Source organism: Pseudomonas lalucatii (assembly GCF_018398425.1).
Lineage (GTDB): Bacteria > Pseudomonadota > Gammaproteobacteria > Pseudomonadales > Pseudomonadaceae > Aquipseudomonas > Aquipseudomonas lalucatii.
The window spans coordinates 854,020-878,398 of sequence record NZ_JADPMV010000001.1 but is presented as its reverse complement, the minus strand read 5'-3'; the positions used below and the strand labels follow the sequence as shown (position 1 = coordinate 878,398).

Annotated in this window: 23 protein-coding genes; 19 read left to right on the top strand and 4 right to left on the bottom strand. The window is 62.3% G+C overall.

Annotated elements, in window-relative coordinates; all coding sequences use genetic code 11:
- Window positions 1-10: 10 nt before the first annotated feature.
- Window positions 11-1,027: a WD40/YVTN/BNR-like repeat-containing protein gene (locus I0D00_RS03740; RefSeq protein WP_213638409.1), complete on the bottom strand. Its 1,017-nt coding sequence runs from the start codon at window positions 1,025-1,027 to the stop codon at window positions 11-13.
- 898 nt (window positions 1,028-1,925) lie between these two features.
- Between I0D00_RS03740 and I0D00_RS03735 the strand changes: the two genes are divergently transcribed.
- The gene (locus I0D00_RS03735; protein ID WP_213638408.1) at window positions 1,926-3,617 is read left to right on the top strand and encodes a flavin-containing monooxygenase; all 1,692 of its coding nucleotides are present in this window, start codon (window positions 1,926-1,928) and stop codon (window positions 3,615-3,617) included.
- Window positions 3,618-3,916: 299 nt separating this feature from the next.
- Entirely contained in the window at window positions 3,917-4,420 is a 504-nt protein-coding gene (locus I0D00_RS03730) for a lecithin retinol acyltransferase family protein (protein WP_213638407.1), read from the top strand.
- Between the two features lie 342 nt (window positions 4,421-4,762).
- On the opposite strand, the gene I0D00_RS03725 is transcribed toward I0D00_RS03730, so the two are convergent.
- Window positions 4,763-5,686: a SphA family protein gene (locus tag I0D00_RS03725; RefSeq protein WP_213638406.1), complete on the bottom strand. Its 924-nt coding sequence runs from the start codon at window positions 5,684-5,686 to the stop codon at window positions 4,763-4,765.
- 28 nt (window positions 5,687-5,714) lie between these two features.
- Window positions 5,715-6,740: an alpha/beta hydrolase gene (locus I0D00_RS03720; protein WP_213638405.1), complete on the bottom strand. Its 1,026-nt coding sequence runs from the start codon at window positions 6,738-6,740 to the stop codon at window positions 5,715-5,717.
- A gap of 322 nt (window positions 6,741-7,062) precedes the next feature.
- Here I0D00_RS03720 and I0D00_RS03715 point away from each other — a divergent pair, with 322 nt between their 5' ends.
- Window positions 7,063-8,763, top strand: a complete 1,701-nt coding sequence (locus I0D00_RS03715) for a sigma-54-dependent Fis family transcriptional regulator (RefSeq protein WP_213638404.1) — start codon at window positions 7,063-7,065, stop codon at window positions 8,761-8,763.
- A 62-nt stretch (window positions 8,764-8,825) separates the two neighbouring features.
- Here I0D00_RS03715 and I0D00_RS03710 read toward each other — a convergent pair whose 3' ends face one another.
- A complete protein-coding gene (locus I0D00_RS03710; protein WP_213638403.1) occupies window positions 8,826-10,511 on the bottom strand; it encodes a sigma-54-dependent Fis family transcriptional regulator in 1,686 nt (561 codons plus the stop codon).
- Between the two features lie 493 nt (window positions 10,512-11,004).
- Between I0D00_RS03710 and I0D00_RS03705 the strand changes: the two genes are divergently transcribed.
- The 16 genes from I0D00_RS03705 to I0D00_RS03630 all read left to right on the top strand — a co-directional run bounded on the left by I0D00_RS03705 (window position 11,005) and on the right by I0D00_RS03630 (window position 24,308).
- Window positions 11,005-11,274 carry a phenol hydroxylase subunit gene (locus I0D00_RS03705; RefSeq protein WP_213638402.1) on the top strand — a complete coding sequence of 90 codons (270 nt, stop codon included), beginning with the start codon at window positions 11,005-11,007 and terminating at the stop codon, window positions 11,272-11,274.
- Between the two features lie 47 nt (window positions 11,275-11,321).
- A complete protein-coding gene (locus tag I0D00_RS03700) occupies window positions 11,322-12,311 on the top strand; it encodes an aromatic/alkene monooxygenase hydroxylase subunit beta (protein WP_213638401.1) in 990 nt (329 codons plus the stop codon).
- A gap of 11 nt (window positions 12,312-12,322) precedes the next feature.
- A complete protein-coding gene (locus I0D00_RS03695; protein ID WP_213638400.1) occupies window positions 12,323-12,592 on the top strand; it encodes an MmoB/DmpM family protein in 270 nt (89 codons plus the stop codon).
- A gap of 10 nt (window positions 12,593-12,602) precedes the next feature.
- On the top strand, window positions 12,603-14,141 hold the full coding sequence (locus I0D00_RS03690; RefSeq protein ID WP_213638399.1) for an aromatic/alkene/methane monooxygenase hydroxylase/oxygenase subunit alpha: 1,539 nt from the start codon (window positions 12,603-12,605) through the stop codon (window positions 14,139-14,141).
- Between the two features lie 62 nt (window positions 14,142-14,203).
- A complete protein-coding gene (locus tag I0D00_RS03685; protein WP_213638398.1) occupies window positions 14,204-14,563 on the top strand; it encodes a phenol hydroxylase subunit P4 in 360 nt (119 codons plus the stop codon).
- A gap of 10 nt (window positions 14,564-14,573) precedes the next feature.
- A complete protein-coding gene (locus tag I0D00_RS03680) occupies window positions 14,574-15,635 on the top strand; it encodes an NADH:ubiquinone reductase (Na(+)-transporting) subunit F (RefSeq protein WP_213638397.1) in 1,062 nt (353 codons plus the stop codon).
- A gap of 8 nt (window positions 15,636-15,643) precedes the next feature.
- Window positions 15,644-15,982 (top strand): 2Fe-2S iron-sulfur cluster binding domain-containing protein, encoded by a 339-nt coding sequence (locus I0D00_RS03675; protein WP_213638396.1) that lies wholly within the window; start codon window positions 15,644-15,646, stop codon window positions 15,980-15,982.
- Window positions 15,979-16,902, top strand: coding sequence for a catechol 2,3-dioxygenase (locus tag I0D00_RS03670; RefSeq protein WP_213638395.1), 924 nt, complete (start codon window positions 15,979-15,981; stop codon window positions 16,900-16,902). Before I0D00_RS03675 ends, I0D00_RS03670 begins: the two co-directional genes overlap by 4 nt.
- Before the next feature lie 34 nt (window positions 16,903-16,936).
- Complete coding sequence (locus I0D00_RS03665; RefSeq protein ID WP_213638394.1) at window positions 16,937-18,397, top strand: 2-hydroxymuconic semialdehyde dehydrogenase; 1,461 nt, start codon at window positions 16,937-16,939, stop codon at window positions 18,395-18,397.
- A 7-nt stretch (window positions 18,398-18,404) separates the two neighbouring features.
- Entirely contained in the window at window positions 18,405-19,274 is an 870-nt protein-coding gene (locus I0D00_RS03660; RefSeq protein WP_213638393.1) for an alpha/beta fold hydrolase, read from the top strand.
- 13 nt (window positions 19,275-19,287) lie between these two features.
- A complete protein-coding gene (gene dmpE, locus I0D00_RS03655) occupies window positions 19,288-20,073 on the top strand; it encodes a 2-oxopent-4-enoate hydratase (RefSeq protein ID WP_213638392.1) in 786 nt (261 codons plus the stop codon).
- Window positions 20,074-20,092: 19 nt separating this feature from the next.
- On the top strand, window positions 20,093-21,016 hold the full coding sequence (locus I0D00_RS03650; RefSeq protein WP_213638391.1) for an acetaldehyde dehydrogenase (acetylating): 924 nt from the start codon (window positions 20,093-20,095) through the stop codon (window positions 21,014-21,016).
- A gap of 11 nt (window positions 21,017-21,027) precedes the next feature.
- The gene (dmpG, locus tag I0D00_RS03645) at window positions 21,028-22,068 is read left to right on the top strand and encodes a 4-hydroxy-2-oxovalerate aldolase (RefSeq protein ID WP_213638390.1); all 1,041 of its coding nucleotides are present in this window, start codon (window positions 21,028-21,030) and stop codon (window positions 22,066-22,068) included.
- Window positions 22,065-22,859 carry a 2-oxo-3-hexenedioate decarboxylase gene (dmpH, locus tag I0D00_RS03640; protein WP_213638389.1) on the top strand — a complete coding sequence of 265 codons (795 nt, stop codon included), beginning with the start codon at window positions 22,065-22,067 and terminating at the stop codon, window positions 22,857-22,859. Before dmpG ends, dmpH begins: the two co-directional genes overlap by 4 nt.
- Before the next feature lie 50 nt (window positions 22,860-22,909).
- The gene (locus I0D00_RS03635; RefSeq protein WP_213638388.1) at window positions 22,910-23,101 is read left to right on the top strand and encodes a 2-hydroxymuconate tautomerase; all 192 of its coding nucleotides are present in this window, start codon (window positions 22,910-22,912) and stop codon (window positions 23,099-23,101) included.
- A 184-nt stretch (window positions 23,102-23,285) separates the two neighbouring features.
- On the top strand, window positions 23,286-24,308 hold the full coding sequence (locus I0D00_RS03630) for a helix-turn-helix transcriptional regulator (RefSeq protein WP_246533170.1): 1,023 nt from the start codon (window positions 23,286-23,288) through the stop codon (window positions 24,306-24,308).
- Window positions 24,309-24,379 lie beyond the last annotated feature (71 nt).

Below are 24,379 nucleotides of genomic sequence, written 5' to 3'. Positions count from 1 at the left end.
GGGCAAAGCCTCACTGAGCCTGGACGGCCAGGGCCGGACGGGTGTCGAGGTTGAGCAGCAGGCCGCGGCCGCCGGCCACGGTCAGGCGATGGTCGTCGCTGCTGCTGGCGGCACGCAGGTAAACCGGCGCACTCGGCGTGGGCAGTGCCTGCCAGCGCTCGCCGGATAAACGCAGCACGCTGCTGTGATCGCCGATGGCGAACAGACCGTCGCGGTTGGCGCTGAGGTTGAAGATCGGCGCGGCGGATGGGGTGGCCTGGCGTTTCCAGTTTTGCCCGCCGTCGACGGTGTGGTAGATAAAACCATTGAGGCCGCCGACCCAGCCCTCGTTGAGACTGACGAAGTGACTGGCGTGAGGGTAGAACTCGTCCGGCAGGTTGCCGCCGGCTTGCCAGCTCTGCCCGCCGTCGCGGCTGCTGAAGACCAGGCCGAACTCGCCGGTGACCACGGCCTGCTCGGCGTCGAGGAACTGCAGGGTGGTCAGCATGGCGTCTTCGTCCAGGCTGGTTTCATCCCAGTTGGTGCCCTGGTCCCGGCTTTCGAGCAAGGTGGTGAAGCCGCCAGCCGCCCACCAGGCACCGTCGGGCGCGCATGTCGCGGTGAGCATCTGCTCCTGGGTTGGCAGCGCCCTGGCATTCCAGCTCAATCCCTGATCGGCGCTGTGCCAAAGCTGATTGTCGAAGCTGAGGGCGATGAAGCTGCCATCCGGGCAGGCATCCACATCGATCAGGGCTGGCTGCCCGGGCAATTGTCGGCGCTGCCAGGTGGAGCCCTGATCCTGGCTGATCAGGATCACGCCATCGTTGCCAACCAACACGCTTGCTGTCGAGTTGCTGGCCAGCGCCTGGTAGTGGTCGGTGCGCAGGTTGGCGTGGCGGGTGGCCTCGCCGACCCCCGCGAGATTCAGTTCGGCCTCGCAGCCGGCCAACAGCACGGGTAGCAGAAACAGTGCGAGGGTGGAGCGTGCTGGACATGGAATGGCAATAGCGCGGGTAAGGCCGTTACGCGGCTTGGGAGTGAAGCTCATTGCGGGTCACCACTTGGATTGTTGTTGTCTTGCAGCGGTTGATGACCCTAGAGCAACGCCTGTGCCAACTCCGGATGCGCGAATATTTTCTAGGTTAAGTTATTGATTAATATTTATTTTTATAAAAATCCGTCAGCGCGACGTGGCCGTGTAACAGCCTCGTGCTGTATGAGCTGCGATTGAGCAAATAGTAAAACTGCCAGGCGGCTTGTCCATTTGGTGAAGTGTCAGTCGATGGGGCCGCAGGGCGTACGCCGCTTGCGCATCACCTGGCCTTATTGATGGGCCGCGGCAGCCCCGTGGCATTGGCTTGGCGCGGTTGTTGGGCACATATTCGCCTGGCTGCTGGGGGCGCATCCTTGCGGTCATTTGGGGGCGGTTGTTGGTTAACTGCGCACATGGCGCTTTATTAAATTCGCAATTTTTTAACAGGTCTGGGCGACATGCTTTTCTTGCTCTAGTGCTTTGGCTTTACCACTGAGCGTTTGCTTGATGACTGAAAAAGTCAGCACCTCCTTGGCGCCCTATGAATCCGCTTTGAGATAAAACCAAGGCTCTAGGTTTGTCGTGCAAGCGGATTCATGATTTCCGTAAATTCATCCGAGAAAATTAATCATTTTAAGCACTGCGGACACATCAGGGCGCGTGAAGCTGTTGTTTGTTTTTTTGTAATTGGTTGACTTGTATAGGTTTTTTTTGTTTTTGGGTCTTGGCATGAAGCTTGTTATAGCCAAGTCGATCCGCCAGAAGATGCCTTTGGCCGCTCAGCCTCAGAGCTTGCCGATGGTATCTGCAAGCGCCTGAGTAATGGTGGAAAACCAGATAGCTAATAGGCGAGTGATATCGCGTATCAAGCAGCAAGCAAACAAACGGCTAACAACAATAAGAGGTAGTGAGCATGTCCTTAAATACACAAGTAAATACTGACACCGGATCGCTTAACCAAGTCGACGCCATCGTTGTTGGCGCCGGCTTCGCCGGGCTCTACATGTTGCATCGCCTGCGTGACCAGCTCGGCCTTAAAGCAGAGGTTTTCGAATCTGCGGACGGCGTGGGGGGTACCTGGTATTGGAATCGCTATCCTGGCGCGCGCTGCGATATTCCCAGCCACCATTATTCCTATTCGTTTTCCGAGGAGCTGCAGCAGGAGTGGACCTGGTCTGAGAAGTACGCAGCCCAGCCGGAAATCCTCAGCTACCTCAATTACGTGGCCAACAAGTTCGATCTGCTGCGCGACATCCAGTTCAAGACCCGAGTGACTGCTGCGGTGTATGACGAAGCCAGCCAGTGCTGGGATGTCGAAACCGATACCGGCCGGCGGGTACGGGCCAAGTACTTGGTGCTGGCGGTGGGGACCCTGTCCTCGGCGAATATCCCGCAGTTCAAGGGCCACGGCAGCTTCAAGGGCAAGACGTACTTCACCGGCCACTGGCCCAAGGACGGGGTCGACTTCACTGGTAAGCGCGTCGGCATCATCGGCACTGGCGCCACCGCCATGCAGGCCATACCGCTGATCGCCGAGGAAGCGGCCCATCTCACGGTCTTCCAGCGCACCCCGAACTATGCCGCGCCCCTGGTCAATGAGCCCATGAATGCCGACATCGATCGTCAGGTCAAGGCCAACTATCGTGAGGTCAGGGACGCGGCCTGGGAATCATTTGCCGGTGTTCCCTTCGACAAGTTGAAGCCCTCGGCGCTCGACGACAGCCAGGCGCAACGTGAGGCGCACTACGCTACCTGTTGGAACGATGGCGGTTTCAGTCTGTGGATCGGCAGTTACGGGGACATCCTGTTCAATCGGGAGGCCAACGAAACGGCTGCCGAATTCGTCCGCGCCAAGATCCGTGAGAAAGTGCGCGATCCTGCTGTGGCCGAGTTGCTGTGCCCACCGGTCGGGCAGGCCTATGGCACCAAACGTCAGCCTTGCGAGACGGGTTATTACGAGACCTTTAATCGCGACAACGTCACCTTGGCGGATATCAAGCGGGCGCCTATCGAGGAGATCACCGCGACCGGCCTGCGTACTGCCAGCGCTGAATACGAGCTCGACTGCCTGGTCTATGCCACTGGCTTCGATGCCTTTACCGGCTCGATGTTCAAGATGGATATTCGCGGGCGCAATGGTCAGTCGCTGCAGGATCGCTGGTCTGCCGGACCGCGTACCTATCTGGGGCTGGCGACCCACGGATTCCCCAACATGTTCATGATTACCGGCCCGCAAAGTCCCTCGGTGCTGTTCAACATGCCGCTGGGCATCGAACAGCATTGCGAATGGATTTCCGACTGCATCGAGCACATGAACCGCAACGGTTTGCAGACTATCGAGGCCAACACCGAGTACGAGGATCAGTGGATTGCCCACGTCAAGGAGATTGCCGATTCGACCCTGTTGCCCAAGGCCGACTCCTGGTACCTCGGGGCAAATATTCCGGGGAAACCGCGGGTCTTTCTGGTCTATCTGGGGGGAGGAAAACAGTACAAGCAGATCTGCAATGAGGTAGTGGCCAAGGGTTACCAGGGTTTCACCCTGACGGCGGGGCATGCGCACAACAGCGCCCGGCAGAAGTCGGACGCCGCGTTAGTCGATTAACAACGCGTCACCAGGGCACCACCCAAACCCGTTGCCGGTTAACCGGCAACGGGTTTTTTGTCTTCGCTCGCTGGAGCCAGTCACTGCCACTCAAGCCGCGCTTGATGATTTTCGCCAACGCCGCAGGGCGCTTTCATCATTTGCCTAACGCTGCCCCGCGACCGTGCCGTCGCCCATGCGCCAACCCCGCATAAACAGGCCATTGGCGCATCTGGCGCGGTTGATGCACGGACTTTGGCAACACAGGCCACATTCTTGCTCAACCGCACAGGCAAGGAGGTGGCAAGTTGGAGGCGGTCATGAACAGCACTCACCCACAACCACAGAAAAATGCACCGCAGGCTGTGCTGCATGCACGTTGGGATTGCAATGGTGGTGCGGAGCCGCCGCTGGGTGCCCATTTGATAACCTCGCGTACGGGCTATTTTCACCACGGTATCTACGTGGGGAATCGCCGGGTGGTGCATTACGCCGGGCTCAGTGGGTCGCTGCATGCGGGGCCGGTCGAGGAAGTGTCGCTCACACAGTTCGCCGCGGACAATCCGGTCTGGATTCGCTATCGCGCGGCTCCCCGCTTCGACGGCAAAGAAGCAGTTGGCAGGGCTCGGTCGCGGATTGGCGAATGCCGTTATCGGCTGCTGACCAATAACTGCGAGCATTTCTGCAACTGGTGCCGGTATGGCGAGCACCGTAGCGACCAGGTGCGCAGCTATCTTGTGCATCCATTGGCGGCACTGAACATGGGCCTGCGTTTGCTGTCGAGGCTGCTGGCGCGTGGTGACTCGGGACGGCTGGTTGCCTGAAGCGTTGCAGCAAATGGGCGTTGGCCTATGGACGAGCGCTCGGGGAGGGCGCTTGAGGATCGGCTAACGGATGCTCGAGCGAGAGGATGACCTGTGTCTCGACGACGGTCACCTGACTGCACTGGCTGCGGCAGTGGCTTATTCGCAGGGCTGGCGCGAAGGCTGTGCCGTCGGCAGGCAGTTGGGGGAGCGGCGCAGGCCGTGTGTCGGCCAACGGCGCGTTTGCCGAGCGCGGCGTAACCCAAAGCAGCGTGCGCAAGCGCACGACCAGTGAGGGGTTACGCCGCGGCCAGGCTGCAGCACTCCGCACCATGCCGCCTGGCGCTAGCGACCCGGCAGACGTCAGAGGGGGATGGCGAACTGAAACCACAGTGAATGGCCCTTGGGCCCGTTCTTCACCGAGGTCTCATGCAACCACTTGAAGGCAACACCAGTCGCCTGGTCGAATGAGTAGAACACTTGCGGGCCGATGGCGAACTTGCTCAGGCGGTTGCCTCCCGGTATGTCGTGCCCGTCCAGTTGGTCGTCACTGAACTGCTTGGTGTAGTGGCCTGCGAGCCCTACTTGCCATTGCGGTGCTGCAGGGAAGCGGTAGCCGATGTTGTAATCGACATTGAACAGGTTGCCAGATTGGTAATCGGTGTCGCTGTTCTCGGCATTGAAGCTCAGCGTGGGTGACACCGAGAACTCCCATTGCGGGGTCGGAAACCAGGTGAGGCCAAACTCCTGAACGTAGGAGGCATAGTTGCTGGTGGTATTGATCGGGTCATTGCGATCGTAGTCACCCAGCGGAATGAAGGCACTGAACCCCGTCAACAGGTGCAACTCGGGGGTCGGTGACCACGTCAGGTACAACGGGGTGAGATACAGCTGGTTGAAGCCGGTCTTGTGCTCGTCGATACCGAAGTCGGCTATTTTCAGTGAGTTTCGGCCGCCTGAGAGGATGGCGCCGCTGCTGAATTTCACCCCGGCGTCGGTCTGTATGTCCCAGGTATGCACCACGCGAAAAGCCTGGGCAAACACCTCCAGATCGAAATCGATGGGCACGGATTCGCCATCGTTGCCCTTGAGGGTGTCTGCCGAATAGTAAACGGTATAGCCATACAGTTCGGTGGCGCCTGGTGGCGGCAGCAGCCCCGGAATTACCGTATTGACCCCCAGCGGCCAGTTGGTTGCGCCGTTTTCGCTGGCCAACGCCAGCAAGGGGGCGAAGCTGCAGAGCACGGCAAGGCTGAGGCGGTGCAAGGTAACGGTGAGTGAGCTCATTTTTATTGTCCTTGTAGTGGGCCTGGGTTCAGTTGCTGCGGTCTGCGGCGCGAGACGATTGAGCGCCGTGTTCGGCGCTTGCGGAGGGTGGCTGCGCCATCAGCGGTGCGGATGTCGAGTCATTCGCTTGCAGTTGACGGATAATCTGCTCGACGACGAAAGCACGCCCGGACAGGCTGGCCGGCAAGATATTGAGCAGGGTGAAGAAGCCATGTATTTGCCCGGCAAAGCGTTTCCAGCTGACGGCTACACCAGCCTCCGACAGCTTCAGGGCATAGGCTTCGCCTTCATCGCGCAAGACGTCGTGCTCGGCAGTGATCAGTACAGTCGGCGGCAGTCGGCGCAGATCGCCCGTCAGCAGGGGGGAGGCATCCGTCTCCTGGCGGCGGCTGCGATCCGGCAGGTAGTGATCCCAGAACCATTGCATGTCTTTCTGGCTGAGCAGGCCTTGGTTGCCAGGGTCGAGATAACCCGGGGCGTGCAGATCGGGCTGGGTGACCGGGTAGATCAGCACCTGCTGTGCCAGTTGCGGTTCTCCGCTGCGTGCTGCGCGCTGGGCGACCACCGCGGCAAGGTTACCGCCGGCACTGTCGCCGGCCACGATCAGTGGGGCATCGGCAGCACCCGTCAGCGCCTGGCGCTGGGCTGCGGCCCAGTTCAGCGCCAGCCAGGCATCCTCGACGGCGGCGGGATAGCGATGCTCGGGGGCCAGCCGGTAATCCACCAACACCACGCTGCAGCCGGTTTCCGCGGCGATGCAGCGACCCAAGGTGTCGTGGTCGTCTATCGACATCAACACCCAACCGCCGCCGTGGTAGTAGACGATCACGCCCCTCGGGCTGGCATCGGGGATGAGTACGCGGACACGAAAACGCTGGGCTCCTTGCCCGAGGATGGTTTCCTCGATCCTGTGCATGTCCGGTCCGCTGCCGATCACCTCGCGCAGCCCGGCCATGAACTGGCGCGCCTCGTCTGGCTCCATCTTATGAAAGGGCTTGGTGTTCTGCTCGGCCAGTTGGCCGAGGAAAGCTGTGCTGGCGGCATCGATAGCCATGGTTTCACCTCTGGGTTTTTTATTGTTGTTGGCAGGGCAAGAGCAACGCCTATGCCAGCCTTTACAAGGCGCTGGAGATTGACTTCAAATCATTGATAACTAATGTGAAATAAATGAAGAGAGGAGGGTTCTAGGAGATCTGGAAGGGACTTCAAAGCGAGCCGATTTCATGATTTTCGTAAGTCACTAGCGCAAATGAGCAAGTCGCCGACGGGTACCAGTCGCGCTATTGGCACTGCCGAAAGGACTGCGGCATGATGGGGTACACGATATTGAGTACAGCTGCAGTTCCTTTGTTCGGCCACGATAAGAAAGGATAAAAATGGCCCGTAATGCTGACCCCCATTTCCCGACCAACCGGGACCTGATCGACCAGATCAGCTTCGATACCGAGCACGGTAAGATCTGGCTGCATGAGCAGCGCATGTTGTTGACGCACAGCAGCCTGTTCGCCAACTTGCGCAGGGAGCTGATCAAGACGCTGGGTAGCAACCGTGCGCGTAGCCTGTTGACGCGCCTCGGCTACCTCTCAGGATGGCGGGACGCCGAGTTGGCCCGCAAGTTGCGCCCCGAACTGTCCACCGCCGATGCCTTCTTTGCTGGCCCGCAACTGGCGCTGATCAAGGGGATGGTCAACGTCAAACCCTTGCAGCTGGACTTCGACGTCGGCAGCGGCGCGTTTTACGCCGAGTTCGAGTGGTTCGATGCCTATGAGGCGGAACTCCATCTGCAGGAGTTCGGCCCGGTCAGTGAGCCCGTGTGCTGGTTGTTGACCGGCTATGCCAGTGGCTTCACCACCTACTACATGGGCCACAAGATCTTCTACAAGGAGGTCGAGTGCCTGGGCTGCGGCGCCCAGCGCTGTCGCATCGTCGGCAAACCTGCCGAGCAATGGGACGATCGCGAAGAGCTCGAGCGGGTTTTGCTGCCGGACGCCATGGCCGACGAGTTGCTGTCGCTGCAGAGTCAGTTTAGCCAGCTACAGGACAGCGTGCGGCAGACCGCTGAGCATGACGATCTGGTTGCCAATTCGGTGGGGCGCTCGACCAGTTTCCGGCATGCCTGCCAGTTGCTTCAGCGTGCGGCCCAAGGCCCGGTTACCGTGCTGCTGCAGGGCGAAACCGGGGTGGGCAAGGAGATCTTCGCCAAGGGGCTGCACCTGAGTTCGGCGCGGGCGCGGCAGCCGTTTATCGCGGTGAATTGCGCCTGTATTCCAGCCGATTTGATCGAGGCGGAACTGTTCGGGGTGGAGAAGGGCGCCTTTACCGGTGCGCATGCCAGCCGCGAGGGCAAGTTCGAGCGGGCCCACGGCGGCACCTTGTTTCTTGATGAGGTGGTGGAGCTGACGCCGCGTGCCCAGGCCAGTCTGTTGCGGGTGCTACAGGAGGGCGAGCTGGAGCGCGTCGGCGGCAGTGAAGTGCGGCGCGTGGATGTCCGGGTGGTCGCTGCCAGCAACGAGAACCTCGGCGAGGCGGTCAAGACGGGCAAGTTCCGCGCCGATTTGTTCTACCGCCTGAATATCTATCCGGTGCATATCCCGGCGTTGCGTGAGCGCAAGGACGATATCCCGCTGTTGATCGAGCATTTTCTCGGCAAATACCAAGCGCTCTACAACAAGCGTATCCCGGGGACGTCGGACAAGGCCATGCGCGCGCTGATGGAATACAACTGGCCGGGTAATATCCGCGAGCTGGAGAACATGGTCGAGCGCGGCGTCATCCTCACCGACAACAACCAGTTGATCGATCTACCGGCGCTGTTCCCGTCGCTGGCAGAGGCCGGCCAGCCGCTGGAGCGGATCGACCCGACGGGTCACTTGAAACCAGTCTCGACGAGCCCGGAGAACGACTCGGATGCTTTATGCGAAGCGCTACTCAGTGAGGATTTCGATCTCGAACAATTTGAGATCAGGTTGCTGCGTACGGCGATAAGCAAAACCTCGGGTAACGTCTCGAAAGCTGCGCGGCTCCTTGGCCTGAGCCGCGCTCAGTTGGCCTATCGTCTGGAAAAGCTGAAGGATTGAGGCGTCGAGGCGCCTGGCGGTAGCCGTGATTGGCGCGGTTGCCGCGAGTCTTTCCCCGCGTCTCAGGCCTCGATGCCGATCTTCTTCAATCGGTAAGCCAGGGCAGGGCGGGTCAGTCCGAGTGTGCGCGCCGCGCCGGAAACATTGTTGCCCGAACGCTGCATGGCTTCGCGCATCAACTGCTCTTCAATGGCGTCCAGGCTCAGGCCCGAACCCAACACCTGCTCGATCCAGCTCTGTTCGGCCGCCGGTTGCAGCAAGGTGCCGTCGCTCGCAAGTCGGCTCTCCATCAATTCTTCCAGCTGCAACTGCGGAAACAGTGCCTCGAGGCCGATGCTCTCGTTGCTTTCGGTGAGGATGATGCCGCGCTCTATGACGTTCTCCAGTTCGCGGATATTTCCCGGCCAGGGGTAGTGCATGCAGGCCTCCATGGCTTTATCGGAAAGTCCCAGGGTCTTCTTGCTGTATTCGCTGTGGAAGCGCTTGAGGAAATGCTCCACCAGCAGCGGGATATCCTCCAGGCGTTCGCGCAGGGGCGGGATACTCACCGGGAACACATTGAGCCGGTAGTACAGGTCGGCGCGGAACTTGCCCGCCTTGACCGCTTCGCTGAGGCTTTCGTTGGTGGCGGCGATTACCCGTACGTCGACCTTGCGCGTGCGGTTGTCGCCGACCCGCTCCAGCTCGCCCTCCTGCAGCACGCGCAGCAGGGTGGCCTGGGCCCGCGCACTCAGCTCGATCACTTCGTCGAGGAAGATGGTGCCCTGGTTGGCCCGTTCGAAACGGCCCATGCGCGACTGCAGTGCACCGGTAAAGGCGCCTTTCTCGACGCCGAACAGCTCGGCCTCGATCAGGTCCGGTGCAATGGCGGCACAGTTGACTGCGACGAACGGCTGCTCGGCGCGGGCGCTGCGCAGGTGCACGCTGCGCGCAATCACCTCCTTGCCGACACCGCTTTCGCCGAGTAACAGCACCGAGACCTTGCCTTGGGCGGCCTTGTCGATCATCTGGCAGACCTTGGTGTAGGCCAGGGACTGGCCGATGCCGTAGTACTGGCCTTCCTGGCGCTGCAGGCTGGTGCGCAGCGAGGCCAGTTGCGACTGCAGCTCGTAGAGTTCCTCGATGATCGGATCGCTCTTGAAATACTGCTTGAACGTCTCGGCGTCGTCCCAATCTTCGGCCAGCTTACCGACGATCCGGCACTTGTCGTGGCCACAACCACGGCAGGTGATCTCCTTGAAGATCACCTCGCGCCCCATGAACGAGGACGAGTAGCTGCAGGCATAGCCGAGCAGGGTCCAGCACACCGGACCGTCCATAGTTCCCAGTTCGTTCTGGCAAATTTCCACCTCGAAGGAGTCGACCCACTCCACCTCGACGTGGAAGCGTCCGGCCTCGATATCGACATCCACCTCGGTGGGGACCGCCTTGACCATGCCCTTGAGCGAATGCAGCTGTGGGCCAGCGAGAAAGATATCCAGCTCGCTGCAATGCGGTCGCAGCTTGCGCGCCAGCTCGGCATCGCGCAGGCCAGACTGGTAACCCAGGCGCAGGAAGAAACCCTTGGCCCGCTCGACGCCGAGGATGCTTACCAGCTCGCGGCGAAAGCCGGCCATGGCCGAGACCTGTAGCAGCAACATGCGCTGCTCGCCGAGCCAGATCTTGCCTTCCATGCTTTGAAAGCGGATCTGTTTGCTCAGGTCCTGAAAGTCCGATTGTTGCAGTTGTGGCTTGTAGCTGATTGCCATGGCCAAAGGCCCCTGATTGTTTTTGTATGGGGAGAACCACGTCGAAGCGGTGACCAGGTTTCCATCCAATTTCTGACGGGGTTGAGGTTGCCGGTTAGCAAGCTGCGTACCCCTGCATCCTTCTGCGATGCAAAGGCCTGGATGGTTGGCGGGCGGGCTCTAGGCCAGCGCCTCGTGGCTCGACTCGACAGTCACCATAGCCAGATCCTGGCGCTGGTGGAAGTCACCAATTGATGAAATGGGCCTCGCCTGGCCCGCTCCCCATTGTCTCCTGTCGGGTGCCTGAGCATTTGCTCAAGCCGGCCCGTGGCGTTTGATCAAATCATCAATAGATCCCTCGTCGGCTTGGCCATCACCCTCTCTGGCGTGCGCCTTTCATTGCCTGTATTTAAGAATAAAGTCTTATAAAACAATAGCTTGTAATTTTTATGGAGGACTTGGCACAGCCGTTGCGATAGGCCTGTCACCCGCCACCAAGGGAGATGGCCCGAACATGAACACGCTTGAACCCCGCTTTGAAGACATGACGCGTTACATCCGGGTGCGCAGCGAGCCAGGTGCGCGCTTCGTCGAGTTCGACTTCGCCATCGGTTGCCCAGATCTGTTCGTCGAGCTGGTTCTGCCGCAAGCGGCGTTCACCCAGTTCTGCCAGCACAACCGCGTGGTGGTGATGGACCAGGCGATGGCCCAAGCGGTCGATGACGACATGGTCAAGTGGCGTTTCGGTGAGGCAGGCGGCCGCATGCCGAGTCGACAGGACTAAGGCATTGCCCACGGCAGCCACACACAACAACAACAGGTACGGTCGAAATGAGCATAGAAATCAAAACGAACACGGTGGCACCGATCCGCCAGACGTTCAGCCATATCCGCAGACGCTTCGGTGACAAGCCGGCCAGCCGCTATCAGGAGGCCAGCTACGACATTGCCGCCACCAGCAACTTCCATTACCGCCCGCAGTGGCAGCCGGACAAGCAGCTCAATGATGTCAGCCGCACCTGCCTGGTGATGCGCGACTGGTATGCGGTCAGCGATCCGCGCCAGTACTACTACGGCAGTTACGTGCAGACCCGCGCACGCATGCAGGAAACCACCGAGCACGAATATGCATTCTGCGAGAAGCGCGAGCTGCTGGCGCGCCTAAGCGACGAACAGCGGGCGCGCATCCTGCGGGTGCTGGTGCCGCTGCGCCATGCCGAGCTGGGCGCCAACATGAATAACAGCGGCATCGCCGCCGACGGCTGCGCGACCACCGTGGTGCAGATGCATATCTACACCGCCATGGACCGCCTGGGCATCGCCCAGTACCTGTCGCGCATCGGTCTGTTACTCGATGGCGGCGGCACTGCGGCGCTGGAACAGGGCAAACAGCTATGGCTCGACGATCCCGTCTGGCAGGGCCTGCGCCGCTATGTCGAGGACAGTTTCGTGATCAAAGACTGGTTCGAGCTGAGCCTGGCCCAGAACCTGGTCAGCGATGGCCTGCTGTTTCCGCTGATTTACCAGAAGTTCGACGAGACCCTGAGCGCCGAAGGCGCCGGCGATGTCGGCATGCTCACCGAGTTCATGCGCCAGTGGCACGCCGAGAGCAGCCGCTGGGTCGATGCCATGGTCAAGACCGTGGCCGCCGAGAGCGAGAACAATCGTCTGCAGATCGAGGCCTGGATCGGCCACTGGCTGGCCCGTGCCCTCGAGGCGCAGGCACCGCTGGCCGAGATCAGCGCCGGCGGCGAGGCACTTGCCAGCGTGCATCAGGACTTCCTCGCCCGGCTGAGCAAGCTCGGCCTGAACATTCAATAAGGATCCAGACCATGTCGCTCGTTTACCTCGTCCTGCAGGACAACGACAACGCCCACTACCTGGTGGATGGCATCACCCATGACAACCCCCATGCGGTGGTCGAGCACCAGCCGGCGATGATCCGCATCGAGGCAGAAGGCCGTCTGCAGATCCGCCGCGAGACCATGGAAGAGCGGCTCGGCCGCGCCTGGGACGTGCAGGAGATGCTGCTGGACGTGATCACCATCGGCGGCAACGTCGACGAGGACGATGACGCCTTCGTTCTCGAGTGGAAAAACTAGGAGCCAAGCCATGACCGCGAACAAGAAAAAACTCGGCCTCAAAGAAAAGTACCGCTACCTCACCCGCGACCTCGACTGGGAGCCTAGCTACCAGGACAAGAAGGACATCTTCCCCCACGAGGATTTCGAGGGCATCAAGATCACCGACTGGGACAAGTGGGAGGACCCCTTCCGCCTGACCATGGATGCCTACTGGAAGTACCAGGCCGAGAAGGAGAAGAAGCTCTACGCCATTCTCGACGCCTTCGCCCAGAACAACGGCCAGCAGACCATCTCCGATGCCCGCTACGTCAATGCGCTGAAACTCTTCCTCGGTGGCATCAGCCCCTGCGAATACCAGGCGTTCCAGGGCTTCGCTCGGGTTGGTCGGGATTTCAGCGGCGCCGGAGCGCGGGTCGCCTGCCAGATGCAGGCGATCGACGAGCTGCGTCACGTGCAGACGCAAGTGCATGCGATGAGTCACTACAACAAGCACTTCAACGGCATGCATGACTTTGCCCACATGCACGATCGCGTGTGGTTCAACTCGGTGCCCAAGTCGTTCTTCGACGATGCGCGCACGGCCGGACCGTTCGAGTTCCTAACCGCCATCTCGTTCTCCTTCGAGTACGTGCTGACCAACCTGCTGTTCGTGCCTTTCATGTCCGGCGCGGCCTACAACGGCGACATGGCCACCGTCACCTTCGGCTTCTCGGCGCAGTCCGACGAGGCCCGGCACATGACCCTGGGCCTGGAAGTGATCAAGTTCATGCTCGAGCAGCACGAGGACAACGTGCCGATCATTCAGGGCTGGATCGACAAGTGGTTCTGGCGTGGCAACCGCCTGCTGTCGCTGGTCGGGATGATGATGGACTACATGCTGCCGAACAAGGTGATGTCCTGGGCCGAAGCCTGGGAGGTCTACTTCGAGGAGGCGGGCGGCGCGCTGTTCAAGGACCTGGAGCGCTACGGCATCCGCGCGCCGAAGTACGTCGAGCAGACGACCATCGGCAAGGAGCACGTCTCCCACCAGACCTGGGCGACCTTCTACCAGTACAGCCAGGCCACCAATTTCCACACCTGGATGCCCAGCGACGAGGAGATGGACTGGCTGTCGGCCAAGTACCCGAACACCTTCGACCGGTACTACCGCGAGCGTTTCACCTTCTGGCGCGAGCAGCAGGAAAAGGGCGAGCGCTTCTACAACAACACCCTGCCGCAGCTGTGTCAGGTGTGCCAGATCCCGGCCATCTTCACCGAGCCGGATGACGCCACCAAGCTCAGCCATCGCAGCCATGTGCACGAGGGCGAGCGCTACCACTTCTGCTCGGATGGCTGCTGCGACATCTTCAAGAACCAGCCGCAGAAGTATGTCCAGGCCTGGCTGCCGGTGCACCAGATCTACCAGGGCAACTGCGGCGGTAGCGACGTCGAGTCGGTGGTACGCGACTACTACAACATCAACATCGGCGAGGACAACTTCGAGTACCTCGGCTCGCCTGAGCACCAGCGCTGGCTGCAGTGGAAGGGTCTGAGTCCGGCCGTCTCCCCCCTGCCCAAGGCGAGCTGAGCCGGCGCGGGACGGCCGCACCGTCCCGCGCTTTCCCATACCAAGAACAAGAGGAACCTGACATGACTGTGAATGCCATCGGGGCTTATGAATTTGCCCCGCTCGACCGCGAAGCCAACTTCCACGGCAACCGCCTGCTGTACCTGGGCTGGGATCGCCACCTGATGTTCTGTTCGCCGCTCGCCATGGCGGTGAACCCGGCCATGGGCTTCGCCGAGTTCTGCGAGCAAGTGCTGCGGCCAGCCTTGGCCGCTCACCCGGATACCGCCCGGGTCGATTTCACGGCCAGCGTCTGGTTGCTCAACGATGAGCCCTGGGTGCCGGATTTCACCGCGAGCCTGGACGCCAACGGCCTGCGCCACAAGGACATGCTGCGACTGCAAACACCCGGCCTGAATGGCTTGGGCAACTCCGCGAGTTGAGGTGAGCACCATGACTTACAACGTCACCATCGAGCCGACCGGCGAAGTGATCGAAGTGGAGGAGGGCCAGACCATTCTTCAGGCTGCCCTGCGTCAGGGCGTGTGGCTGCCCTTCGCCTGCGGCCATGGCACCTGTGCCACCTGCAAGGTGCAGGTACTGGACGGCGACGTCGAGGTTGGCGCCGCGTCGCCCTTCGCCCTGATGGACATCGAGCGCGAGGAGGGCAAGGTGTTGGCCTGCTGCGCCACCGTGCAAAGCGACGTGACCATCGAGGCCGACATCGATGTCGACCCCGACTTCCTTGGCCATCCGGTGGCGGATTTCCACGCCACCGTCACTGCCATCGTCGAGCTGTCGCCGACCATCAAAGGCGTGCATTTGCGCCTGGATCGGCCCATGGCCTTCCAGTCCGGACAATACGTCAACCTCGAGCTGCCGGGCATCGACGGCAGCCGGGCTTTCTCCCTGGCCAACCCGCCGGGCCGAGCCGACGAAGTTGAACTGCATGTGCGCCTGGTCGAGGGCGGAGCCGCCACCGGCTATATCCATCAGCAGCTCAAGGTCGGCGAGCGGCTGAAGCTGTCCGGCCCCTATGGGCAGTTCTTCGTGCGCGGCTCGCAGCCGGGCGACCTGATTTTCATCGCCGGCGGCTCGGGCTTGTCCAGCCCGCAGTCGATGATCCTCGACTTGCTCGAACGAGGCGACAGCCGCCAGATCACCCTGTTCCAGGGCGCGCGCAACGTCGCCGAACTGTACAACCGCGAACTGTTCGAGGGCCTGGCCCGCGAGCACGCCAATTTCACCTATGTGCCGGCGCTCAGCCAGGCCAACGACGAGCCCAGCTGGCGCGGCTTCAAGGGCTTCGTGCATGACGCCGCCAAGGCTCATTTCGATGGCCGTTTCGGCGGGCACAAGGCCTACCTGTGCGGGCCGCCGCCGATGATCGACGCGGCCATCAGCACCTTGATGCAGGGCCGCCTGTTCGAGCGCGACATTTTCATGGAGCGCTTTCTCACTGCGGCCGACGGCGCCGCGGATAGCCAGCGCTCGGCGCTGTTCAAGCGCATCTGAGGTGAGCGATGAACAGCGCCAGCTACGAGGTGCAAGAAGTGTTCAGCGGCCAGCGCTTCCACTGTGCCGAAGGCCAATCGGTGCTGCAGGCCATGGAGCAGCAAGGCAAGCGCTGTGTGCCGGTGGGGTGCCGTGGCGGCGGTTGCGGTCTGTGCAAGGTGCGCGTGCTCAGCGGTAGCTACCAGCGCGGCCAGATGAGCTGCAAACACGTGCCGGATGAAGCGGCGAGCCAGGGGGTGGCCTTGGCCTGCCAGGTGTTTCCGCGGTCCGACTTGAACATCGAGTGCCTGCGCCAAACTGGCGCCGGCGACCACAACAACAAGAACCAGCAAGAGGTGTCGTCATGAACAAAGGCGTACTACGCCCCGGTCACGTGCAACTGCGGGTGCTCAACCTGGAGAGTGCATTGGCCCACTACCGCGATCTGCTCGGCCTGATCGAGATGGATCGCGACGAGCAGGGCCGCATCTACCTGAAGGCCTGGACCGAGGTCGACAAGTTCTCGGTGGTGCTGCGCGAGGCCGCCGAGCCGGGTATGGATTTCATGGGTTTCAAGGTGGTCGACGAGGACAGCCTGAATCGCCTCACCGAGGACCTGCTCAACTTTGGCTGTCTAGTCGAGAACATCGCCGCTGGCGAACTCAAAGGCTGTGGTCGGCGGGTGCGCTTCCAGGCACCGTCCGGACATTTCTTCGAGCTCTATGCCGAGAAGGAGTACACCGGCAAGTGGGGCATCGAGGAGGTCAATCCCGAGGCTTGGCCACGTAACCTCAAGGGCATGCGCGCGGTGCGCTTCGACCACTGCCTGATGTACGGCGACGAGCTGGAGGCGACCTACAAACTGTTCACCGAGGTGCTGGGTTTCTACCTGGCCGAGCAGGTGCTCGACGACGACGGCACACGGATCGCTCAGTTTCTCAGCCTGTCGACCAAGGCCCACGACGTGGCCTTCATCCAGCATGCCGAGAAGGGCAAGTTCCACCATGCCTCGTTCTTCCTCGAGACCTGGGAGGATGTGCTGCGTGCCGCCGACCTGATCTCCATGACCGACACCTCGATTGATATCGGGCCGACCCGTCACGGCCTGACCCACGGCAAGACCATCTACTTCTTCGACCCGTCCGGTAACCGGAACGAGGTGTTCTGCGGTGGTGATTACAACTACTCCGATCACAAGCCGGTGACCTGGTTGGCCAAGGACCTGGGCAAGGCCATTTTCTACCACGACCGAGCACTCAACGAACGTTTCCTGACCGTGCTGACCTGAAGGCCCGGCCCGACTTATTGCAGAGATTGCGCATATGAAAGAGATCAAGCATTTCATTAACGGTGCCTTCGTCGGTTCGGCCAGCGGCCGCACCTTCGAGGACGTCAACCCAGCCGACGGCCAGCTGATCGGGCATGTCCACGAGGCCGGGCGTGCCGAGGTCGACGCCGCGGTCAAGGCTGCCCGCGCCGCGCTCAAGGGTCCTTGGGGCAAGATGAACGTGGCCGAGCGCGCGGAGATCCTGCACCGTGTGGCCGATGGCATCACGGCGCGCTTCGACGAATTTCTCCAGGCCGAATGCCTGGACACCGGCAAGCCCAAATCCCTGGCCAGCCACATCGACATTCCGCGCGGTGCGGCCAACTTCAAGGTGTTCGCCGACCTGCTGAAGAATGTCGCCAACGAAGCTTTCGAGATGGCCACTCCGGACGGTGCTGGGGCGCTCAACTACGCGGTGCGCCGTCCCAAGGGGGTGATCGGCGTGATCAGCCCGTGGAATCTGCCTCTGCTGCTGATGACCTGGAAGGTCGGCCCGGCCCTGGCCTGCGGCAATACCGTGGTGGTCAAGCCGTCCGAGGAAACCCCGCTGACCGCCACCCTGCTCGGCGAGGTGATGCAGGCCGCTGGCGTGCCGGCGGGCGTGTACAACGTGGTGCATGGCTTCGGTGGTGACTCGGCCGGCGCCTTCCTCACCGAGCATCCGGATGTCGACGCCTACACCTTCACCGGTGAGACCGGCACGGGTGAGGTGATCATGCGCGCCGCGGCCAAGGGCGTGCGTCAGGTGTCGCTGGAGCTGGGCGGCAAGAACGCGGGCATCGTCTTTGCCGACTGCGATCTGGACAAGGCCATCGAGGGTACCCTGCGCTCGGCCTTCGCCAACTGCGGCCAGGTCTGCCTGGGCACCGAGCGGGTGTTTGTCGAGCGGCCGATCTTCGACGCGTTCGTCGCCCGACTCAAGGCCGGCGCCGAGAGCCTGGTGATCGGCCCGCCGGACGATGCGAGCAGCAACTTCGGTCCGCTGGTGAGCCTCAAGCACCGCGAAAAAGTCCTCAGCTATTACCAGCAGGCAGTCGATGACGGCGCCACTGTCGTCACCGGCGGCGGTGTGCCGGACATGCCGGCGCACCTGGCCGGCGGCGCCTGGGTGCAGCCGACCATCTGGACCGGACTGGCCGACGATTCGCCGGTAGTCACCGAGGAGATCTTCGGGCCCTGCTGCCATATCCGCCCGTTCGACACGGAAGAGGAGGCCATCGAACTGGCCAACAGCCTGCCCTACGGCCTGGCATCGGCGATCTGGACCGAGAACGGCTCGCGCGCCCACCGCGTCGCCGGGCAGATCGAGGCCGGCATCGTCTGGGTCAACAGCTGGTTCCTGCGCGACCTGCGCACCGCCTTCGGCGGCAGCAAGCAGTCGGGCATCGGCCGTGAAGGGGGTGTGCACTCGCTGGAGTTCTACACCGAGCTGAAAAACGTCTGCGTGAAACTCTGAGGTGGCCATGACTGCATCCCTGAAGCCCCCCCCGCAGGCGCCGGAACCTAGCCCCGAGCTGGGCCGCGAGATCCTCGCCGCCGGCTGGCGCACCAACCTGCTGGAGCAGGGCAGTGGCTTTCCGCTGCTGCTGATCCACGGCTCCGGCCCCGGCGTCACCGCCTGGGCCAACTGGCGCCTGGTCATGCCCGAGCTGGCCAAGACGCGGCGGGTGCTAGCGCCGGACATGCTCGGCTTCGGCTACAGCGAGCGCCCGGCGGATGCGCACTACAACCTCGACACCTGGGTGCTGCATGCCCTCGGTGTGCTGGATGCCCTGGGCATCGCCCAGGCCGATCTGGTCGGCAACTCCTTCGGCGGCGCCATTGCCCTGGCCCTGGCCGTGCGGCACCCAGAGCGGGTACGCCGGCTGGTGCTGATGGGCAGCGTCGGCGTGCCCTTCGAGCTGACTCCGGGCCTGGACGCGGCCTGGGGTTACACGCCGACGCTGGCCAACATGCGTGCGCTGCTCGACCTGTTTGCCTGTGACCGTGGCCTGGTCAACGACGACCTCGCCGAGCTGCGCTACCAGGCGAGCATCCGCCCGGGGTTCCAGGAGTCCTTCGCCGCCATGTTCCCGGCCCCGCGCCAGCGCTGGATCGAGGCGCTGTGTAGCGACGAGCAGGCGATCCGTGCATTGTCCCAGCAGACCCTGGTGGTGCATGGCCGCGAAGACCGGATCATCCCGCTGGAGACTTCGCTGACCCTGGCCCACTGGATTCCCAACGCCCAATTGCACATCTACGGCCACTGCGGCCACTGGACCCAGATCGAACACGCCGGCCGCTTCGCCCGCCTGGTTGAGGATTTCCTCGCCGAGGCGCCCACCCTTTCCTGAGAGAGAGACACGCATGGACCAGATATTGATCAACGAGCTCGGCGACGAGCTGTACCAGGCGATGCTCAACCGCGAGGCGGTCGCGCCACTGACCGAACGCGGTTTCGCCATCGGCATCGACGACGCCTACCACATCTCCCTGCGCATGCTCGAACGCCGGCTGGCCGCTGGCGAGAAGATCATCGGCAAGAAGATCGGCGTCACCAGCAAGGCGGTGCAGAACATGCTGGGCGTGCACCAGCCGGACTTCGGTTACTTGACCGACGCCATGGTGTTCAACAGCGGCGAAGCCATGCCGATCAGCCAGCGGCTGATGCAGCCCAAGGCCGAGGGCGAGATAGCCTTCATCCTCAAGAAGGACCTGATCGGCCCCGGGGTGACCAACGCCGACGTGCTGGCCGCCACCGAGTGCGTGATGCCCTGCTTCGAGATAGTCGATTCGCGCATCCGCGACTGGAAAATCAAGATCGAGGACACCGTGGCGGACAACGCCTCCTGCGGCCTGTTCGTGCTCGGTGACACGGCGGTGTCGCCACGCCAGGTCGACCTGGTCACCTGCGGCATGCTGGTGGAGAAGAACGGCCAGCTGCTCAGCACCGGCGCCGGCGCCGCGGCCCTGGGGTCGCCGGTCAACTGCGTGGCCTGGCTGGCCAACACCCTGGGTCGTTTCGGCATCCCGCTGAAGGCCGGCGAAGTGATCCTCTCCGGTTCGCTGGTACCCCTGGAGCCGGTCAAGGCCGGCGATTTCATGCGCGTCGAGATCGGCGGCATCGGCAGCGCCTCGGTGCGCTTCATCTGATCGAGCAGAGGACGAACCCATGAGCAAGAAACTCAAGGCGGCCATTATCGGCCCCGGCAATATCGGTACCGATCTGGTGATGAAGATGCTGCGCTCGGAGTGGATCGAGCCGGTGTGGATGGTCGGCATCGATCCTGCCTCCGACGGCCTTAAGCGCGCCCGCGAATTCGGCATGAAAACCACAGCCGAAGGCGTCGACGGCCTGCTGCCCCACGTGCTGGACGACGACATCCGCATCGCCTTCGACGCCACCTCGGCCTATGTGCATGCCGAAAACAGCCGCAAGCTCAACGAGCTGGGCGTGTTGATGGTCGACCTGACCCCGGCGGCTATCGGCCCCTACTGCGTGCCACCGGTCAATCTCAAGCAGCACGTTGGTCAGTTGGAGATGAACGTCAACATGGTCACCTGCGGCGGCCAGGCCACCATACCCATGGTGGCCGCGGTATCCCGCGTGCAGCCGGTGGCCTACGCCGAGATCGTCGCCACCGTCTCCTCGCGCTCGGTTGGCCCGGGTACCCGCAAGAACATCGACGAGTTCACCCGCACCACCGCCGGAGCCATCGAGCAGGTTGGCGGGGCCAAGGAGGGCAAGGCGATCATCGTCATCAACCCGGCGGAGCCGCCGCTGATGATGCGCGACACCATTCACTGCCTGACCGAGGGCGAGCCGGACCGTGACGCGATTACTGCCTCGGTCCAGGCGATGATCGCCGAGGTGCAGAAGTACGTGCCCGGCTACCGTCTGAAGAACGGTCCGGTATTCGACGGCAACCGCGTGTCGATCTTCATGGAAGTCGAAGGCCTGGGCGACTACCTGCCCAAGTACGCCGGCAACCTCGACATCATGACTGCCGCCGCGCTGCGCACCGGCGAGATGTTCGCCGAGGAAATCGCCGCCGGCACCATTCAACTGCCCCGTCGCGACCTAGCGCTGGCCTGAGGAGTAGCACCATGAACCTGCACGGCAAGAACGTCATCCTGCACGACATGAGCCTGCGCGACGGCATGCACGCCAAGCGCCACCAGATCAGCCTGGACCAGATGGTCGCGGTCGCCACCGGCCTCGATCGAGCCGGCATGCCGCTGATCGAAATCACCCACGGCGACGGACTCGGTGGTCGTTCGATCAACTACGGCTTCCCGGCGCACAGCGACGAGGAGTACCTGCGCGCGGTGATCCCGCAGCTCAAGCAGGCCAAGGTCTCGGCTCTGCTGCTGCCTGGCATCGGTACCGTCGACCACCTGAAGATGGCCCTGGACTGCGGCGTCTCGACCATCCGCGTCGCCACCCACTGCACAGAGGCCGACGTATCCGAACAACACATCGGCATGGCGCGCAAGCTGGGGGTCGATACCGTCGGCTTCCTGATGATGGCGCACATGCTCAGCGCCGAGAAAATTCTCGAACAGGCCAAGCTGATGGAAAGCTATGGGGCCAACTGCATTTACTGCACCGACTCGGCCGGTTACATGCTGCCCGATGAAGTCGGCGAGAAGATCGGTCTGCTGCGCGCCGAACTGAACCCGGCCACCGAGGTTGGCTTCCACGGCCACCACAACATGGGCATGGCCATCGCCAACTCGCTGGCCGCCATCGAGGCCGGTGCCGTGCGCATCGACGGCTCGGTCGCTGGCCTCGGCGCCGGCGCCGGCAACACGCCGCTGGAGGTGTTCGTCGCGGTGTGCAAACGCATGGGCGTGGAGACCGGCATCGACCTGTACCAGATCATGGACGTCGCCGAGGACCTGGTGGTGCCGATGATGGATCAGCCGATTCGCGTCGACCGCGATGCCCTGACCCTGGGCTATGCCGGGGTCTACAGCTCGTTCCTGCTGTTCGCCCAGCGCGCCGAGAAGCAATACGGTGTGTCGGCCCGCGACATCCTGGTCGAACTGGGACGGCGCGGCACCGTCGGTGGCCAGGAAGACATGATCGAAGACCTCGCCCTGGATATGGCCCGGGCCCGTCAGCAACAGAAGGTGAGCGCATGAACCGTACCCTGACCCACGAACAGGTGCTGGCCCTGGCCGAGCACATCGAAAGTGCCGAGCTGCAGGCCTACGACATCGGCAAGGTGACCAACGACTACCCGGAGATGACCTTCGCCGACGCCTACGACGTGCAGTGGGAAATCCGTAGGCGCAAGGAGGCTCGCGGTAACAAGATCGTCGGCCTGAAGATGGGCCTGACCTCTTGGGCGAAGATGGCGCAGATGGGGGTGGAAACGCCGATCTATGGCTTCCTCGCCGACTACTTCAGCGTGCCGGACGGCGGCGTGGTGGATTGCTCAAAGCTGATCCACCCGAAGATCGAGGCAGAAATATCGGTAGTGACCAAGGCGCCGCTGCACGGCCCGGGCTGCCATCTTGGCGACGTGATTGCGGCGATCGACTACGTGATTCCCACTGTCGAGGTGATCGACTCACGCTACGAGAACTTCAAGTTTGACCTGATCAGCGTGGTCGCCGACAACGCCTCCTCGACCCGCTTCATCAGCGGCGGGCGCATGGCCAGCCTGGAGGAGGTCGACCTGCGCACCCTCGGGGTGGTCATGGAGAAGAACGGCGAAGTGGTGGAGCTCGGCGCCGGCGCGGCGGTGCTCGGCCATCCCCTGTCCAGCGTGGCGATGCTGGCCAACCTGCTGGCCGAGCGCGGCGAACACATCCCGGCCGGCACCTTCATCATGACCGGCGGCATCACCGCTGCCGTGCCGGTGGCGCCGGGCGACAACATCACCGTGCGCTACCAGGGCCTCGGCTCGGTGTCTGCGCGCTTCATCTAAGCCTTATACGGCCGGCCCCTGGGCCGGCCGTTCATCGTAGGAGTTAGTCCATGCCTATCGCCCAGCTGTATATCCTCGAAGGTCGCAGCGACGAGCAGAAGGAAACCCTGATCCGCGAAGTCAGTGAAGCCATGTCACGTTCGCTGGACGCGCCGATCGAACGGGTGCGGGTAATCATCACCGAGATGCCGAAGAACCATTTCGGTATCGGCGGTGAGCCGGCGAGCAAGATGCGGCGCTAATTTCCTGTCCCCCAGTCACTCTCGAATGTTGGCGGCGTCTTTTGCCGCCCCTCGCCATTGTCGAGTCGTCGCTCATTTCAATATTTAGGCTGGTAAACTTGGCTGCTGCCGCCGATGACCGCAGCCCGCAGCCGAGCCTCGACTAGTGCAGGGTACGGATCAACCTATCAATAAGAGGCGGCCGATGCTGAACGCCCTTTCCATTCCCGCCGTCGGCGGACTGACTGCTTTGCCAATGAGTGCCAAATTGGGCATCCGGCTGCCGTTTTCCGCGTCTCCACTGTTACGCTCCCACGATCTGGATGAGGCCGAAGGGCTGCTCAATAGCCATATCGAGGAGCGCCGCTTGCAGCCTTGTGGGCGCGGCCAGACGGACATCCATTTCACCCTGCAATCCCTGCCGCAGCTGAAGTTATTCGGCGCCGGCTTCGGTCGCGCGGTGCGTGTCAGTTCATCGCCGCTCGCCTGCTGGCACGGCATACTGCCGCTGCGCGGGGCTGTGAGCAGTCACCCGGACGGACAACGGGCCTGTGCAGGAGAGCTACTTATGTTCACGCCGGGGCATGAAGTGGACGTTGTGTGGCATGAGGGGACTCAGGCGATCGTGCTCGCGCTGGATGCCTCGCTGCTAGTCGATCATGTCATGCAACACCATCAGACCGAGGTGACGCGCTTGCCGGCCCAGGCCCAGCTCATGGGTCGCCAGCACCCTGCTGTGGTGAGTCTCGGCAACCTTCTGCGCCTGGTGGACAGCGACACGGGAAACCCGTCGGGATTGCTCACCAGCCCTGTCGGTCAAGTGCATATGCAGTATCTGTTTTGCGAGAACCTGGTGCACCTCATCCCGTCTCTCAGCGCTTTGCCGCAGCGCAGCCTGCTGCCGGGTACGGTTAAACGGGTGGTGGACTTCATCCAGGCCCACCTCGATCAGCCGCTGAGTATCAGCCAGTTGGTGAGTGTGAGTGGCGCCAGCAGACGCAGTCTGGAGCAGGCGTTCCGGCGTTACCTGGGCATCAGCCCGCAACGCTATATCCAGAATTGTCGGCTGCGCGCCATACGCGAACTGTTGCAGCATCACCGTCAGGGCGAGGTGCAGCTGTCCGAGCTGGCTTTCCGGTGGGGTTTCGCCCAGCCCAGCCATTTCACTACGGCCTATAAGAAGGCCTTCGGCGAACTGCCGTCCCATACTTTGTCACGGCAGTCCTAAACGGCCAGACATATCGCGACCTCATTGCGGATTCGTGGATCTATGACTTGGCTTTTCGGCGTGGGAGGACG